16 protein-coding genes are annotated in these 17028 nt (G+C 61.0%); 14 read left to right on the plus strand and 2 right to left on the minus strand.

Annotation, left to right across the window (positions count from 1 at the left end; translation table 11 throughout):
• From B5X90_RS12745 to B5X90_RS12755, 4 genes are all read left to right on the plus strand, one after another.
• Positions 1-299 (plus strand): hypothetical protein (locus B5X90_RS12745; protein ID WP_079553583.1); only part of this gene is annotated, 299 nt, incomplete at its 5' end.
• Positions 300-342: 43 nt separating this feature from the next.
• Positions 343-588, plus strand: coding sequence for a response regulator (locus B5X90_RS21655; RefSeq protein WP_256860217.1), 246 nt, complete (start codon positions 343-345; stop codon positions 586-588).
• Positions 585-914: a winged helix-turn-helix domain-containing protein gene (locus B5X90_RS21660; protein ID WP_256860219.1), complete on the plus strand. Its 330-nt coding sequence runs from the start codon at positions 585-587 to the stop codon at positions 912-914. The genes B5X90_RS21655 and B5X90_RS21660 overlap by 4 nt, the downstream gene beginning before the upstream one ends.
• A 64-nt stretch (positions 915-978) precedes the next feature.
• The gene (locus tag B5X90_RS12755) at positions 979-2871 is read left to right on the plus strand and encodes a transketolase (RefSeq protein WP_079553586.1); all 1893 of its coding nucleotides are present in this window, start codon (positions 979-981) and stop codon (positions 2869-2871) included.
• 664 nt (positions 2872-3535) lie between these two features.
• Here the strand turns inward: B5X90_RS12755 and B5X90_RS12765 are convergent.
• Both B5X90_RS12765 and B5X90_RS12770 read right to left on the minus strand, forming a co-directional pair.
• The gene (locus tag B5X90_RS12765; RefSeq protein ID WP_079553592.1) at positions 3536-4303 is read right to left on the minus strand and encodes a GntR family transcriptional regulator; all 768 of its coding nucleotides are present in this window, start codon (positions 4301-4303) and stop codon (positions 3536-3538) included.
• Positions 4304-4915: 612 nt separating this feature from the next.
• Positions 4916-5659 carry a GntR family transcriptional regulator gene (locus B5X90_RS12770; RefSeq protein WP_079553594.1) on the minus strand — a complete coding sequence of 248 codons (744 nt, stop codon included), beginning with the start codon at positions 5657-5659 and terminating at the stop codon, positions 4916-4918.
• Positions 5660-6974: 1315 nt separating this feature from the next.
• On the opposite strand from B5X90_RS12770, the gene B5X90_RS12775 reads away from it, so the two are divergent.
• From B5X90_RS12775 to B5X90_RS12820, 10 genes are all read left to right on the plus strand, one after another.
• Positions 6975-8165, plus strand: a complete 1191-nt coding sequence (locus B5X90_RS12775) for a Gfo/Idh/MocA family protein (protein ID WP_079553597.1) — start codon at positions 6975-6977, stop codon at positions 8163-8165.
• On the plus strand, positions 8158-9309 hold the full coding sequence (locus B5X90_RS12780; protein ID WP_143264748.1) for an ABC transporter ATP-binding protein: 1152 nt from the start codon (positions 8158-8160) through the stop codon (positions 9307-9309). The genes B5X90_RS12775 and B5X90_RS12780 overlap by 8 nt, the downstream gene beginning before the upstream one ends.
• Complete coding sequence (locus tag B5X90_RS12785) at positions 9293-10405, plus strand: ABC transporter substrate-binding protein (protein WP_079553602.1); 1113 nt, start codon at positions 9293-9295, stop codon at positions 10403-10405. The genes B5X90_RS12780 and B5X90_RS12785 overlap by 17 nt, the downstream gene beginning before the upstream one ends.
• A 2-nt stretch (positions 10406-10407) precedes the next feature.
• The gene (locus B5X90_RS12790) at positions 10408-11337 is read left to right on the plus strand and encodes an ABC transporter permease (RefSeq protein ID WP_079553605.1); all 930 of its coding nucleotides are present in this window, start codon (positions 10408-10410) and stop codon (positions 11335-11337) included.
• The gene (locus B5X90_RS12795) at positions 11327-12184 is read left to right on the plus strand and encodes an ABC transporter permease (RefSeq protein WP_079553607.1); all 858 of its coding nucleotides are present in this window, start codon (positions 11327-11329) and stop codon (positions 12182-12184) included. The genes B5X90_RS12790 and B5X90_RS12795 overlap by 11 nt, the downstream gene beginning before the upstream one ends.
• Positions 12181-13176, plus strand: coding sequence for a sugar phosphate isomerase/epimerase family protein (locus tag B5X90_RS12800; protein WP_079553610.1), 996 nt, complete (start codon positions 12181-12183; stop codon positions 13174-13176). The genes B5X90_RS12795 and B5X90_RS12800 overlap by 4 nt, the downstream gene beginning before the upstream one ends.
• A 27-nt stretch (positions 13177-13203) precedes the next feature.
• Positions 13204-14325 carry a Gfo/Idh/MocA family protein gene (locus B5X90_RS12805; RefSeq protein ID WP_079553612.1) on the plus strand — a complete coding sequence of 374 codons (1122 nt, stop codon included), beginning with the start codon at positions 13204-13206 and terminating at the stop codon, positions 14323-14325.
• Positions 14326-14340: 15 nt separating this feature from the next.
• On the plus strand, positions 14341-15273 hold the full coding sequence (locus tag B5X90_RS12810) for a sugar phosphate isomerase/epimerase family protein (protein WP_079553614.1): 933 nt from the start codon (positions 14341-14343) through the stop codon (positions 15271-15273).
• A complete protein-coding gene (locus tag B5X90_RS12815) occupies positions 15270-16217 on the plus strand; it encodes a Gfo/Idh/MocA family protein (protein WP_079553617.1) in 948 nt (315 codons plus the stop codon). The genes B5X90_RS12810 and B5X90_RS12815 overlap by 4 nt, the downstream gene beginning before the upstream one ends.
• A 521-nt stretch (positions 16218-16738) precedes the next feature.
• Positions 16739-17023: a hypothetical protein gene (locus tag B5X90_RS12820; protein WP_079553619.1), complete on the plus strand. Its 285-nt coding sequence runs from the start codon at positions 16739-16741 to the stop codon at positions 17021-17023.
• Positions 17024-17028 lie beyond the last annotated feature (5 nt).

Consider the following 17028-nt stretch of genomic DNA (forward strand, 5'->3'; position numbering starts at 1 on the left):
GCGCCGCCCTCAAAGCCGTCGACCTCCAACTTGGCGACCTCTGGCTCAAATACTTCAGCCTCGGCGGCGCCGCAGGCGAATACGAAGTCGAAGCCTACCTCCAGGGACTCCTGTCATTGCCGGTCCTCGAAAGAGACCTCCTGGCCATGGCCGCCAACGAACTCATCGACGACATCCCCCGAAGCCGCGCCCCATACTCCAGCGAACTCCAAGACGAAAACACGCCAGAACAACAAAACGCGCCGGACTCCGCCACCGCATCGGAGCAACCACAGACCGAACCTCGAGATCAGGACTGACCCACCGGGTACCGGGCCAGGAGACACTGACGCCAAGGCAAGAATGACATACTCCTTGCCTCGCGCGCGCCGACGCCAACTAGGTCATGACGTGTTGAGGGAACTTCGGGAGCGCCAGGTCTGGACTCCGGTCCTGATACTTACTGCCAGGGACGCCGAGTCCGATCAGGCGGACGCCTCCGATCTTGGCGCCGATGACCATCTGACCAAACCATTCAGCTTTCCCGTGCTGGTGGCGTGGATCAGGGCCCTTATCCAACGCGGTACCCCGGAGCGTCCCGGGTGTTGACGCTGGGTGCCCTGACACTGGACTCGGCCCGCCGGCGCGGCATCGGGATCAGGATTACGCCCCGTGAATATGAGCTATTGGAATACCTCATCCGCCGTCATGACCAAATCGTGACGAAGCGGGAAATACTCGACAACGTGTGGGACTCCAGTTTCGAGCGCGGGGACAACGTCATGGAGGTCTACATCGGCTACCTCCGGCGCAAGATCGACATTCCCTTCGGCATCCATTCGCTGACCCCAGTTCGCGGGACGGGATACCTACTGCGTGGGCGCACCGGCGCATCGGGCCGGCAGGGCCCGCCGGTGTTGGACGGAGAGTCTTGACTTACTCTTCCTCCGGCGAGACCCTGCAGGGATCCGGCAAGTTCCATCGACGAAGGACACCGCCATGCCCGCGGCAAACCACGAAAACGTCGGCGAGGACCTTTCACAGGTCGCTGAACTCGCTGCGCAGCTCCGGGTGGATTCCATCCGGTCCAGCACGTCCGCCGGATCCGGCCATCCAACGTCGAGCATGTCGGCCGCAGACTTGCTGGCTGTCCTGATCAGCCGTCATCTGCGCTACGACTGGGACAACGCGGACCTGGACACCAATGATCACCTGATCTTCTCCAAAGGCCATGCCACTCCCCTGCTGTATTCGGTCTTCAAGGCCGTCGGCGTCGTCTCCGATGATGAGCTCATGACCGGCTACCGCCGGTTCGGCCAGCGCCTGCAGGGACATCCGACCCCGGCACTGCCGTGGGTAGATTTCGCGACGGGCTCGCTGGGGCAGGGACTTCCGGACGGCGTCGGAGTGGCCCTCGCCGGGAAATACCTGGATCGGCTCCCCTACCGGGTGTGGGTGCTGTGTGGCGACAGCGAAATGGCGGAAGGCTCCATGTGGGAAGCCCTGGACAAGGCCTCCCACTATGGCCTGACCGACCTCGTCACCGTCGTTGACGTAAACCGGCTGGGACAGCGGGGCGAGACCGAACTCGGCTGGGACATGGAGTCCTATGCCCGCCGGGTCCAGGCTTTCGGCGCCCAGGCCATCATCATCGACGGCCACGATCTCGACATGATTGACACGGCTTTTTCCACTGCGGCAAAAGCACCTGAAGGCAAGCCCGTTGTCGTCCTCGCCAAAACCATCAAGGCCAAAGGCTTCGCCGAGATCGAAGACAGCCCTGATTGGCATGGAAAACCCTTACCGCCCGACATGGCCGAGAAGGCTATTGCAGAACTCGGCGGTCCAAGGACCCTGACATTGCGGGGACCTCTTCCCAAAGAAGGGTCAAAAGCGCGCATCGACGCTCCCGGCGCAACCTTCCCCAGATACACAGTGGGCGAGAAGGTCGCTACGCGAAAGGCTTACGGCGACGCTTTGGCAGCACTCGGCGGCAACGATCCCACCGTTGTTGCCTTGGACGGTGAGGTCAGCAATTCGACCCATTCCGACGAATTCGCGAAGGCATTTCCCGGCCGGTTCTTCGAGATGTACATCGCCGAGCAGCAGCTCATCGCCGCCGCCACAGGCCTGAGCATCCGAGGATACAAAGCCTTCGCCTCGACCTTCGCGGCCTTCCTCACCCGCGCCTACGACTTCATCCGCATGGGGTCCATCACGGGCGCCGACCTTCGCCTGTGCGGCTCGCACTCCGGCGTCGAGATCGGCGCCGACGGCCCCTCACAGATGGCGCTGGAAGACCTCGCGATGATCCGGGCCGTGCATGCATCGACCGTCCTCTACCCTGCCGACGCCACCACCACAACCGCCCTGGTACAGCGCATGGCCGAAACCTCCGGCATCAGCTATCTCCGAACCACCCGCGGCGCCTACCCAGTCCTGTACAGCGCCTCAGAGCAGTTCCCGGTCGGCGGTTCCAAGCTCCTGCGGTCCTCCGACAACGACGACGTCACCCTCGTCGGGGCAGGGGTCACCCTTCACGAAGCGCTTAAAGCAGCAGACATCCTCGACGCTGACGGAATCCAAGCCCGCGTCATCGACTGCTACTCCATCAAGCCCATAGACGCAGAAACACTGCTCACCGCCGCCGGCGAGACACAGGGCCGCGTCGTCATCGCCGAAGACCACCGCCCCGAGGGAGGCCTGGGATCAGCGGTCAAGGATGCCTTGCTCACGGCACCGCCGAGTGACCTGTCCATCACACACCTGGCCGTGCACGGCATGCCCGGGTCCGGAACCGGGCAGGAGCTCCTCTCCTGGGCAGGCATCGACGCACAACATATCGCCGAGGCCGCCCGGCGCCTGATCGGCCCAAACCCGCGCCGGCCTTGATGGCGTGGCTCTCCGGGACCGACATAAACCCAGACAGGCCTCTCGCCCCGACGTTTCCACCGGGCCTGGCCCCTGCGCGGTGACGGTCCGGCCCATCGGTCTGAGGCGTATCGTCCAAGGGCAGCCGGGCTCCCCACCGGGCCCAGTCGGGATTGCCCCGGGAGGTCCACGACGTCACCTCTGGCGCCTGAGCGCGGCTCCAAGGGAACAGCCCCGGTGTGATCATGCACCGGGGCTGTTCTGCTGTCGGGTTCTAGGATGCCGTGGTTGCGCCAACGAAAGGCAATCCGACCTCCACACCGATAGCGGATATTACGTAAGGCTAGGGCTCGGGAGGGACTGGTGTCGGGGCCGAGCGTGGTCACATGGCCCTGACTAATGTGGAGGCGGGGCCGGAGATGGAGCGACGCGGTTAGGTCGGCAGACGGACTTTAGGTCACGACGAGGGGCGCTGGAAGCTGAAAGCAGTGCCCTGTTGGAGCAGGAGGAGGACATCCGGGGAGAGCAGACCACTGTGGTCGCGATTGCCGGAACCGGTCTGAGGGGCCCTGGCTGCCGCCCCGACGGGCGCAATAAAGTAAAGAACCATGGGACTCGGCCGCTGGCCCAGATGCTCTTTCGCCATAGCCTGCCGTTTGGGGGCGTGAGCGGCTCTCCAGTTGGTTCAGTACCGGGACTCGGCAATGGCTGTTGGGCTCTTCACACGGCTGTCGGGCGGGTGGGCGTGCCGGTTGAGCCACATTTCGAAGACGTCGCCGGTGTGCCATTCAAAGGAGGCAAGGACTGGTGTGCCATCGATGTCGTAGTCAACTTCATCGAAGTAAAGGAGCGGGTCGCCCTCTTTAAGGTGCAGCTGTTCGGCTTCCTGAGGCCCGGCGAGGACGGGGAGCAGTTTGGCCCTCCCGTTTCTGACACCGTGCTTTAGGTTTTCAAGAGTATCGAACAGGGACGGCCCGAGGTTCTCCCGGATCTCCTCGGGTACGAGGGCGAGCGGCACGCGATCGATGCTGTAAACCACAGGTCGGTCATCGGCGAAGCGGACGCGTTCTACGACGAGCACCTCAGCCCCACGGTCCAGGTTGAGCCGTGCCTGGTCGGTGTCGTCGGCGGGTTGCACGCGCTGTGCGATGGTCTTGATACTGGGGGTGAACCCGGCGGCCTGGATCATCGCGGCGTAGCCAACGCTGGAGTCCAAGCCGTGGCGTTGCGGGATGCGGGTGACGAACGTCCCTTTACCGTGCAGGCGGGAAAGGTACCCGGCGTCGAGCAGGGCGCGGTAGCCTTCGCGGACAGTGGCCCTGCTGACGGCGAACTTCTCGGACATCTCGTCTTCATTAGGGAGTCTATCGCCCACGTTATATGTGCCGTTGCTGATCAGCTCCCTGAGTTCATCTCGAACTTTTTCTGCCAGATTTGGCCGGCGACCTGACATTACGTCCTCCCTCGACAATGATTTCAGTGTACTGGGGTGTGAGGTCGGGGTTGGACTCTTGCCACATCCCCACGTCTCCCCCGAGACATCACTTCTTTTCCGGATGGTCTAGTTGAAAGGAACGAATCAGTCGTCAGACGTCTAGTACCATGTTAGAGGAGCTGCTGCCATCGTCAACCCCGCGTTGGCTTGTCTGTTCAAGCATGTTGCTGGCCATGCCGATGCCCGTGACGATGGTTCAGACGTTTCCCATTCTTGGGCGATCATGAGGTGTGCAGCCGGCCGAGCCTTCGAGTAGCCAGCGAAGTGACCCGTAGCGCCCGCATACCCGGCCGGCGGACCGGCCGAAGATCTGGGAACACTTTCCAGGGTGGCCAGACGGATCAAGGCCGAGTCGCTCAATCGCCCGGCAGACAGTCGCAGCCGCCGTGAAAAGGCAGCCAATTCATTCATCGGGTAGAAGCAGAACCGGAACCGACAAGCACCCCGGCCGTATGCTTCGGAATCTCTGGGTTCCAGTTCCGAACGGGGTATTTCCTGCCGATGTTCTAATTGAATGCCGCAAAAGCACGCTACACATGGTGTCCCATGAGGCCATTGCTTTCTGCAAGCTCATTGGCGGTTCACCAGTGTCATGGAAAAAGCGTATGTATCGGCCAGGTAGGCGTGGCATCCGGTTTCGACCCTGCGTCCAGTTCCGTCTATCGCAGTGCGTTCCATCGTCACAAGTGCCGCGCCCGCCTCAGCCTGCAGTACGTTCGCCTGGTAGTCATTGGCGACCATAGCGCCTATTCGTTGGTTGGCCAAGCGGAAGTCAACACCTGCGTTCCGGAGTATTTCGTACAGGCCCCGGGACCCCAGACTGGCTTCGTCAAGTTCCGTGATGTCGTCACGCACCCAGTTCTCCATCAGGGCTTGCGGCCTGCCGCTGACTTTCCGCAGTCGAATGAAGTGGTAGACGTGGGCGTTGACCGGAAGATTCAACGATTCCCGGATCCGACTATCTGCTTTCAGGTGCGAAAAACTGATGACCTCCGATGTCGGATCGTTTCCGAGGCGGCGCATTTCGTCATAGTGGCTTGATACCCGCCTGGTATTGCCGGGCTCGGCGGCGAGCACCTGAGCCCCTACTCCTCGCTTTCGCACGACGAGTCCGCACTGGACCAATTGTTCAATTGCTTTGTGCAATGTCGGGCGGGAGAGGTTGAGCCGGGCAGCCAGATCCACTTCATTGTCGAGCCGTGCTCCGCCGGGAAGCCCACCAGTTCGAATGGCGGCTTCGATGCCTTGAGCCACCTGATGATAGAGGGGGACGGGAGATGCCCTATCAATGACTATGTCTAACGATGATGCCATTGGGCATCTCCTCCTTTGTTGGGTAGGTTGGGCGGATCTTCACGCTCTTCAACGCTGGCGTGGATTCCGATCGGGATACCCACGAATCTTGCGTTTGGACACTGCAACCGCCACGCAGCTTCGCCTGGACCGGAAGTACGAGGGCTCGCGGGACCAACCGCTTGTCGCCCACGGGTCCACTGCTCACTTCCTCGGCTGGGGGCCTCAGAGAGAAGGGGCGCAATAATAGGAGTCATAGCAAGGTGACTCCTGGCTTCAGCTCCGGTCTTGGGAGTTTCAACTCGGCAAGCGGGGCCAGGTCGGTGACCGCACCAGAACCCCGTAACCGTGGCGCCCTCACGTGATGCCGCGGCCAGATCCTCTGAATGCTGCGCTCCGGTTCGAACGGAAGCAGCACAGTGGGTCTGAGCAGACGCTGGAGTCGGTCGGGCGTTCCGCTGATGAACGCGGATGGATTCCGCGCGGTCAGGCGGCGTAAGTCATCGCGGAATCACTTGCGACTACCCTTTTGCTTATTTACCGTTCATGTCGGTCCCGTTCGCGTCCATCGGACGATGGAATTCGACGGGACCCGACACGACGACATCCCTGTGTCCCCGCACTTAGAAGGCTTGTGGTGGGATTGCTTTATTGGTGCCCTGCCGTGATGCCATCACCAAACGCTTTCTTCGCGATCTTGCGACTTTTGCTGCCCCAGCCCCGAATCCTCATGACGTCCGCGCCGCGACATTGCGGGCGAGTGCAGCAAGATCTTCCGGGTTGCTGTCGGGGATAGAAAGCCCGTGGGCGGCCCGACTGGGAAATGACACTATCCGCAGCTCCCAAATACCGTCAAGCTTTTTTGTGAGATTCACACAAGTCAGCTTTAAATGCCCTCCTCCCCTACTCTGCCAGGCCTCTCCATGGAAACGCACAGTAATCCATCATGCGATTCCCAGGCAATCGCAAGAATCCCGCATCATCCTCAAGTGGGCGCCGCCGGGCGTCGTCCCGAAACCAGCGGGCGGGCCCGAGCCTCAACCACGCGCAGAACCCCATGCCAGTTCGCACGTTTTAATGCGCAAACTGCACTTGCAGTTGCTAGACGTCTAACGTTAGACTTGTGATGTGGATCTCACCTTCGACTGCCGGGCCTTACCGGCAGAAGGAGGTTCGCGCCGCAGCCGTCGAGACGCTGGAACCCAGGAATTGCAAAAGTAAGAATGTCTTGACAAAGAATCAGACCATGTCCAGACTTGGTCGACATACGGAACGCTGAAGGCGAAACCAGGCTGTCAAGCCGGTCATTCTCGCCCGGCTCCTTGCCCTCTATTCAATGGAGAATTGCGTGCAAAAAACAACAATTGAGCACCTTCCTGCGCCCAGCTCACGGGACAAGAATGAAGTTCTGAAAACGTACTACCCGCCCCAGCTTCGGGCAGCCATCGTGGGGACCGGCGGCATCGCCCGGGTCCATGGCCAGCGAATCCGGGACCTGGGATCGCTTGTGGTTGGGGTTTGCGGCCGGGAGCTGTCGAAGGCCCAAACTCTTGCCGCCGACCTGCAACCTGCGACCCCACGTGAAGACATCGCGTCATTCGATGATCTGGGCCGGATGCTTGATGAGACGCAGCCCGATGTCCTTCACGTTTGCTCACCCCATGGCTTCCACACCGGTCACGCCCTCGAAGCCATCAAACGGGGCATCAATGTGATCTGCGAAAAACCTCTGGCCACCACCGTCGAAGATGCACAACGCCTGGAGGACGCGAGCGAAGCCGCCGGAATCCACGCAGCCGTATGTCTGATTCAGCGCTCCTACCCGATGGTTGCTGAGCTCCGCGCCCGAATTCTATCCGGAGAGATCGGAAAGATCCAGGCAGTCCGGGGCACGTTCCTGTCCTGGGACTCCAACCACGACAACTGGGGATGGGGATTCGACCCAAAGATCGCCGGCACGTCCTACGCAACGGCGGATCTGGGTGTCCACTGGCTGGATCTTGTCGAGCACGTCACCGACTCCCGCATCACTGAGGTCGACGCGCGCTTTTCAACCCTCCGGCCCAAACGCTTTAAGGACGGGGTCGAAATCAACGTCCAGGCCGAAGACTACGCCAGAGTGTTTCTTCAGCTTTCGGACGGCACCCCGGGATCCGCAGTGTTCTCCGGGGTATGCGCCGGAGAGCCAAACGCTTGCTCCATCGACGTGGACGGCACGGATGGCGGCTTCCACTGGCAGGCCGACGAGCCCAACGTCCTTCGGCATCGACGCTCAGATGCCTCGGTCCTGACGATTACCCGGGATCCCGAGCGGCTCTCTGCCGACGCTGGACGACTCGCGTTCACTCCTGCCGGGCACGCCGAGGGATTTGGCGACGCGTTTAAAAACCTCATCCGCGACGTGTATTTGGCCATCGGAGGCACCGCCGTGGCGTACCCCACCTTCGCCGACGGCCGAAGGCTTGTCTCAACAGTTCACGCAATCCAAGAAAGCGCTCAAACCCGGAAGGCGATCACCATTGACTAATCTCCTCGTAGAAGACAGCCCCGCCAGCTCCCAGCCCGTGTTCGGTGAGTCGGTAAGAAATTCCATTGAGTTGAGGGGCATCCGGAAGAGTTATGGGGACGAAGTCGCTCTCCATGAGCTTGACCTCGACATCATTGACGGCGAATTCTTCTGCCTTTTGGGCCCGTCCGGGTGCGGCAAGACCACGACCCTGAACATCATTGGTGGCTTTGTCGGACCCACTGCAGGTGTTGTCAGCGTGGCAGGTGTAAACGTGACCAAGCTTCCACCCAACCGCCGACCGATCAACACCGTGTTCCAGTCCTACGCCCTTTTCCCCCACCTGAATGTCATCGAAAACGTTGCCTTCGGACTGCGGATGGCGAAGGTGGCAAAGACCGAGCGTCTCAAGAGGGCGCAAGAGGCTCTGGACCTGGTCGGCCTGGGCGCCTTCTCAGACCGCCCCGTCACCAAGCTTTCCGGCGGCCAGGCCCAGCGCGTTGCGGTTGCCAGGGCGCTGGTCAACAAGCCGAGGGTTCTGCTGCTGGACGAGCCCCTTGGCGCGCTGGACCTCAAACTCCGGAAGAGGCTTCAGACGGAGCTCTCCATCATCCAGCGGCAGGTCGGGACCACCTTCGTGTTCGTCACTCACGACCAGGAGGAGGCCATGGGTCTCGCGGACCGCATCGCCATCCTCAATGGCGGGCGGATCGAGCAGATCGGGACGCCGGAGGAGATCTATCGGAGACCCTGCAGCCGTTATGTTGCAGAGTTCATCGGCGAATCCAACATCTTGGCCGGCCGCAAAGATGGCGACGTATTTCATCTTGAAAACGGTGCACAGGTGCCCATTTCGGCTCATGCACCTGAGAACACGACATCGCTGGTGATCCGGCCGGAATCCCTCAGGATAGCCGCGAACGGCTTCATCGACGCCGAGATCGTTTCCCGCGCCTATCTCGGCGCCACTACCAGGATCGTGATGCGACTTTCCGGCAGTGAACAACTGGTCGTGTCATCGCTCAGTGACCACGCGCTCGAGGACCTGGACGGAACAGGACTCGAGATTGGCCAGACGGTGACGCTCGCATGGTCCACCAAGGCCGCCCATCCACTCGTAGAACAGCTTGAGAAGAAGGAAAACTCCAATGGCAAGTCTGCTTAACACTAAAATTGACCGCCGCACGCTGCTCCTGGGCTCGTTGGCCTTGGGTGTCAGCCCGCTAGTGATGACCGGGTGTGCCTCCGGCGCCAGCGACTCTGGCGCAGCCGGCGGGACGGTCAACTGGCTGACCTGGTCCGACCACTTCTCAAATGACCAGCTGAAGAAGGTCGCCGCTGCCTCGAAAATTACGGGCGGACCAAAATTGTTCTCGGACAACGCCGATGCCCTTCTGCAGATCAAACAGACCGGCAGCCAGTTCGACATCGTCTCCGGCGACGCACTGTGGGTGAAGAAGTACAGGGAAGAGGGCCTCATCGATCCGTTCCAGATGGATGAGATCGCGGTGAGCAAGGAGTTGTACTCCGCAGCCCGGGACTTCCCCTTCCTCAAAGACCCTCAGGGCTACCTGGGATACCCGTTCTCCTGGTCGAGTGTCCAAATCTATTTCAACCCCAAGCTGGTCAAGACTCCCCCCACCTCGTGGGAGTCGCTCACCGACCCCGCCTTCAAGGGTCTGATCGTTGCCGAGAACATACCTACCGACCTGCTTGCCATCGGCGGGATTGCCACCGGCTCCAAGGAGCCTTATGCGTTGAAGGGCGATGGCCTCACGAAGGCTGCCGATTTCCTCAAGGCCTTGAAGCCCAACATGATCAAGCTGGCGAGCCAGAACAACGAAATTATCTCGATGCTCGCCAGTGGCGAGGCCGCAATCGGAATCTCAAACCTGGGAACGGATCTCCGCGTCAAGACAGCCGGCGGCCCGCAGATTGAGGCGGCATACCCGACGGAAGGCACGATTGGTTTCATCGACGCGGAGATGATTACGTCCAAGGGAGCACACCAAAAGCTGGTGCGCCCCTTCCTGAACGCCATGGAAACTTCCGAGTACATCGTTGAAAACTTCAAGACCAACGGCCGGCCCCTGTTCAACGAGAAAGCCGCCCAGATCCTGCTCAACGATCCGAAGACCGCCCAGGACGCCAAGCGCCTGTTCATGGGGAATCCCGAAAAAGCCCTCGCCATGACGCTCAAGGGACCGGCTGAAAACCAGCAGTCCTACACGGAGGCATTCAACCAGATCTTTGGTGCCTAAAGATGGCGACCCTTGAAACCGCCAGAGTCCCGGACGCCGGAACCGGTCTGGTCAGCCCCCGCTCGAAAGTCGCCCGGCGCGAACGCAAAAACTGGCGGCAATATGTGGGGTTTACCCCTGCCGCCATCGTCTTTGGAGTCTTCTTCATTGCCCCACTCTGCCTGATCGTTGTCTACTCGTTCTGGCAAACCAAGGACTACAACCTTGTGCCGGAATTCACCACAAAGAACTACGAAACAATCGCCACGACAGACACTTACATCAAAACGTTGGGCAAGACGATTCTGATGGCATTGCTCGCCACCGCAACGACACTGGCCATCGCCTTCCCGTTCTGTTACTGGCTGGTCAGGTACGTTCCGGCGCGGTTGCAGCGAGTTCTGTTTCTCCTCGTTATTCTGCCCTTCTGGACCAGCTACCTGCTCCGGGTTTATGCCTGGGTCGCGATCCTTGGTGACAACGGCGCCATCAACGTCCTCCTGAAGAACCTGGGGCTCGTCGATTCACCGGTCCGCTTGTTCCTGTACGACACGCCGGGCGTCTTCATCGTCCTGGTCTATCTGTACTTTCCGTTTGCCGCTCTCACCCTGTACTCGTCGCTCGACCGCTTCGACTGGAGCCTGCTACGGGCCGGCGTCGACCTGGGCGCTTCACCGATGCGCAGCCTGGTGACGATCCTCCTCCCGCAGATGAAACTGGCCATGGTCACCGCCGGAATCTTCGTCTTCATCCCGATTCTGGGCGAGTACGTCGCGCCTGGGATCGTCGGCGGGACCAACGGGGTGCTGATGGGGAACCTCATTGCCAACTTCTTTGCGGGATACCTCTTGCCGCTCGGATCGGCCGCCAGCGTATTGATTGCCCTGGTGATTCTCGTCCTCCTTGTCCTCTTCCGACGGGGACTCGACACTAAGGATATTTATGGCTCATGACATGGAAGTCGTAAACCCCCGCGCCGGGCTCTTTCGAGCCATTCTCACGGCCTACGGGGTCCTGATCTACCTGTTTCTCTTCGCGCCCATCGCCGTGATGGTTCTGCTTTCCTTCAACACATCGAAGGTGGTGGGCTTTCCGGTGACAGGGCTCACCCTGGACTGGTACTCGTCGCTCATGCAAAACATGATCATTCAGGACGCACTCGGGAAGTCCCTCGCCGTAGGGGTCTCGGTCACCGTTCTCGCCACGGTCATCGGCACTGCTGCAGCGTTCCCTCTGGTGCGTGCCCACCTAAAGTACCGCAGCGCTGTCCGGGTCTTCATCACCTTGCCCATCATGATTCCTGGCCTCCTGATCGGCGTCGCGATCCTCGTGCTTTCGACGAATATGCTGCATCTGCAGCCGTCCTTGCCCATCGCGGTCATCGGTCAAACAGTTCTGGCCACACCGTTTGTCATTCTTGTGGTTTCCTCACGGCTGGAGAGTTTGGACCGCAATTTCGAGCGCGCGGCAGCGGACCTGGGCGCAGGGCCCGTGCAGCGATTGAACTTTGTTGTCCTGCCCCTGGTTTACCCGGGGATCGTGGCCGCGGCCCTCATGGCCTTCACTCTGTCGCTGGATGAGTTCGTTGTCACCAATTTCGTTATCGGCAGCGACCAGACTCTGCCGATCTACATCTACAGCCAGCTCAAATTCGGGATCACCCCCGAGGTTAACGCTCTGGCCTCTCTCATGCTGTTCGGAACCATCGCTTTGGTCGCTGTGACGGCGCTGGGGCTGCGTCTGATCAAGAGTTTGACCGCAAAGAGCAGGCAAGAAGAAGAATCAGGAGTACCAGCATGAAAACGTCTTGTGACATTTCAGTCGTACTGGAGGCATTCGCCGACACCCCGCTGGAAGAGGTCCTTTCCTGGCTGGGCCAGGAGGTGCCAGAAGTGACCGCCGTCGAGGTCGGGGCCGGCGGGTACGCGCCACATCCGCATTGCGATCCGGATGAGCTTCTCGCCAACGAGTCGAGCCGGCGCCGGTGGCTGTCGACCCTGGCACGGTACGACATCGCTCTGGATGCGCTTAATGTGTGGGGCAACCCCCTGCACCCGGACCGGGAAATCTCCCGGGATCACGACAATGCCCTGCGGCGGGCCATTCGGCTTGCCGGCCCCTTGGGTACGAACACGATCGTGGCAATGTCCGGATGTCCGGCCGCAACGGCCGCTGACGGATCTGCTTCGTTCGGTGCCGGCGGTTGGCTCCCCTATCTGGAGGGCGTCCACGATCGACAGTGGGAGGAAGAGGTCGTACCCTACTGGTCCGAAATCGCCGACTTCGCCAAGAAGGAAAACCCGGCCCTCAACCTCTGCATCGAACTGCACCCTGGCACGACGGTCTACAACGTCGAAACCTTCGAAAAGTTCACGGCGCTCGGTCCGAACCTCTACGCGAACCTGGACCCGAGTCATTTCTTCTGGATGGGCATGGACGCGAACAAGGTTGTCGAGCGAATCCTGCCCAGGATTGGTCACGTCCATGCCAAGGACACCTCATTCAACGAGGAGGCGCTTGCCCTCAACGGCCTGCTGGACCACCGGTGGCCGGCCAGCCCGGCAGAGATGCCATGGAACTTTTCCGTACCTGGCCGCGGCCACGACGAAGCCTGGTGGCATGCGCTCATCGCCCAGTTCGCTGACTCTCCCGTCAGAAGCATTTCCATCGAACACGAGGACCCCTTCGTGGACGCCAAGGCAGGCGTCCGCGAAGCCGCAACGCTCATACACCGTGCCCTCGGTGCCACCTGGCCAAACGCGTCACCCCAATTTGCAAACCTCACCCCCTAACTACTTCATTTCAAGGAGAACCAAGTCATGACTCGTCGACTCAAAGTTGGTGTTGTCGGTGCCGGCCTCATCGCCCAGGTGATGCACCTCAACTACCTCCGAGAGCTCTCTGACCGGTACGAGATTGCCGCCCTGTGCGACATCTCGGCGGAAAATGCCAGGAACAATGCCGACAGGTACAACATTCCAAAGACCTTTTCCGACTGGCGGAAAATGCTGCAGGAACCGATTGACGCGGTCCTCATCCTGACGTCGGGAAGCCACGCCCCCATCGCCATCGCCGCCGCCCAAGCTGGCAAGCACGTCCTGGTGGAGAAGCCCATGTGCTTCTCCGTCGAAGAAGGCCTGGAAATGCAGGCGGCCGCCCAGGAAGCGGGCACCGTGCTCATGGTTGCCTACCCCAAACGGTACGACCCGGCGTACGAACGGTTCCGGAATCTGGCCATTGACACGGTGGATCCCCGCCTTCTCCGGGTAACAACCTTCGAATCCCCTTTCCTGCCCTACGTCCAGCACTACTCCCTGGCCCCGGTGTCCCCGATCCCGGCCGAGGCGATTGCCCTCTGGAAGACCCAGACCCAGGAGAGCATCACCCGGGCCATCGGTGATGCCGATCCGTTCCTGCGCGAGAGCTACCATGCTGTCCTCCTGGACACCCTGGTGCATGAACTGAACACCATTCGCGGTGTATTCGGCGAACCCACGAGCCTGGAATATGTCGACCTGACGGCGGGAAGCCTCACCGTCGTTCTCAAATTCGAGGAACTTACCGCGGCAATCCACTGGCTCGACCTCCCGGGGATCACCCGCTACGAAATGGAGTTCGCGATCTACGGTCCGGAATCCCGCACCACACTGAGCTTCCCCTCCCCCTTCCTGCGCAGCGCGCCGGCAACCGTCGAGATCATTGACGGCGAGGCGGGCACGGCGAAATCCCGAAGCATCACCGAGACCGTGTCGTACGAAAGCTCTTTCAAGCTGGAGCTCCAAGCCTTCCACGAATGTGTCGTTGAGGGCACTGAACCGCTCACGAACGCCCAGGATGCACTGCACGACCTGGCTCTGTGCCAGTCCATCATTCGATCCATCCAGCAGGGAGAGACCATTGCGTTCCCCAGCTCGATTGACGCACCCGCGTTCGTTAACTAAGCAAGGATTCTGATCATGCAAAGCAATAACACCGGCATCGTGGTGGCAAACGCCCCCATAAGCTACGGAGCATTTGAAGTCACCGTCGGGATTGATCCGAACGTCCCCGACGGGACTGCCATTCTCGAAGCCGTCAGTTCCGCAGGGTACTCCGGAATCGATCTCGGCCCTGTCGGCTACCTGGGAGATGGGGCGCAGCTCGGTATAGCTCTCGCCGCGCACCGTCTCGGTCTGGCCGGCGCCTATCTGGAGTTGCCGTTCTCAGACGCCTCCGAGCTTGACGCGATGATGCCCGAACTCGACGCCATGCTGGACACCTTCGATGCAATTTCCGAATTCCAACTGGGTTTGCCGCCGAAACCGACCATCGCCGATGCCGGCGCCGAACATCGCCGGAACGCTCCCGGCTCCGGTCAGAGCAACCCCACGAGCGGATACAGCCCGGAGCAATGGGATGCCTTCGCGGTCGGGCTTGCCCGGGTGGTTGACCATTGCCGCAAGCGCGGCTACGAGCCGACGTTCCATCACGAGACCGGTACCTATGTCGAGTCTCCGGCGGAGATCGCCAAGGTTATGGAAATCTCCGATATCGGCTTGTGCCTGGATTCCGGGCATTTCCTCATCGGCGGCGGCGACCCCGTGGAATACCTCAACACCTGGGCGGACCGCATCAACCACGTCCACCTGAAGAGCGCCAGTATTGCCCGGTTCAATGAAGTCGTTGCGGAGAAGTTGCCCACGACCGCAATTTGGGAACGGGAAGTATTCCCTGCTCTTGGCGAAGGCGACCTTGACTGCGACGCATTTATTTCCACACTGAAAGACATCGGCTACTCCGGCTGGTTGGTTGTCGAACAGGACATCCTGCCCCAGACAGCGGAGCGCTTCGAGCGCGCCATCGCCGACCAACAGGCCAACAGGACATTCCTCGAGGAGCGTGGACTGTGAGCGCGCGCTTTCGCCTCGGCCTGATCGGCGGCGGCCGGATGGGACGCACCCATCTGCGGGCCCTGAAGAATTCACACCTCGTAGAGTGCGTAGCCGTTGCCGAGCCCTTTGAATCGTCCGCACGAGAACTGAGATCCATGGGTCTGGCGGTATTCCCGACGGTGGAAGAGATGCTCGCTGCCGGCGGTATTGACGGTGTCATCATCGCCGCACCCACCGATCAGCATGTCGAGCTCGCCACGAAAGTCATCGAGGCCGGCGTGTCGGTGCTCTGTGAGAAACCTTTCGGTATCTCCGCGGAGGACGCGCGGAATGCTGCCTCGTTGGCCGCTGAACGCGGCGTCGCTCTGCAGATCGCGTATTGGCGTCGGTTCATCCCCGAACTGGTTACACTCCGCCAGGACATCGCGGCCGGGAAATTGGGCAACATCCACCTCGTCGTGTGCTCGCAGTGGGACGAAGCACCGCCGCCGGCGAGTTTCCGCAACCACAGCGGCGGGATCTACATCGACATGGGTGTTCACGAGATCAACCAGATGCTCTGGCTCCTTGACCAGGATGTCTCCGACGTCTCCGACGTGACAGCAGTAGCCGGGCCCGCCACAGAGGACCCGGATGCGGCCAACGACGTGGACAGTGCACAGGCCCTGATTTCACTCTCGGCCGGAGCCTCCGCCGTCGTTTCGCTCGGACGCTTCTATCCCGGCGGTGACGTAGTCACCGCCGAAGTATTCGGCTCGAAGGGCCACGTCCGCCTTGAGGTCGTGTCACCCGAGAGTGGTGAAGCCCCGCAACTCGAAGCGCTGCGTCTCCAGGCTGAATCCTTCGCCCGCCACGCGGCGGGCGGGCCCTCCGAAGGCACCACAGCCCCGGAAGCTGCAGAAGTACTCGAGATTGCCCAGCGGTTGACTGACTCAGCCAGTATCGCCGTCCTCGCCCACTGATCGCTCGCCAAAGGAAGGGCGAGGAGGCGTAAAGCTCAATACCCCCCCGCCCCATTTCAGGCAGACTGAGTCGGACATTGGATTGACGGGGAACCGCCGAGTCCGCGGTACGGGTTGCTCCCCTCGGAGCAACCCGTACCGTCTCAGAGCCAAAAGGGACCGCAGCTGAAGCGGGCGTACGGATGGCTGTCGCCTTGGCGATCATTACATTAACGCAGAGGACCCGGAGATGGGCCTCCGCTTCGGCTGCATGAACGTTGAAGTCCCTCCAATCACCGCCACCCGGGGGAACCACTGGTCCAACCCGTTAGGACTAGACAACGAGCAGCGCAGGTGGCTCTTCTCCCGGCCGCTGCAGGGGTCATGGGTCCTGGCCGGGGGGCCAAGAGAATGGCGGATCAGCATGCTGCTGCAAGGTTTGACGGCGGATCAAGCCTTCATTTATACTCGTTATTAGACGTCTGACGACTCGTCGGAGTGCTGGGTCCGGACGAACCGCCAAAATACAAAGGAGTGTTTCCGTGGAAAATTTCAGTGCACGTGTACGGTCGCAGGGCGCCAGGGCGATGCCCGGAGCGGCTGCGAACCAATTTATTACTGCCTCAGGGCCCACCTATAACGTCACGGCTGAGACGCCCAAGTTGATCGGTGAACGCCTTGACGCTGCTGAGCATTCAGTCCGGCAGCGGGCTCTCGAGGACGGGGCGCACGGGATTCTCGTGACACGTCATGGGCCGACCATGTTTACGGTGGCCCTGAGCGCAGACGTCCCCTACGGAGTCACCCTGGAACGCGAGCTCGCGTAAGACAC

Source organism: Arthrobacter sp. 49Tsu3.1M3 (assembly GCF_900168135.1).
GTDB lineage: Bacteria > Actinomycetota > Actinomycetes > Actinomycetales > Micrococcaceae > Arthrobacter.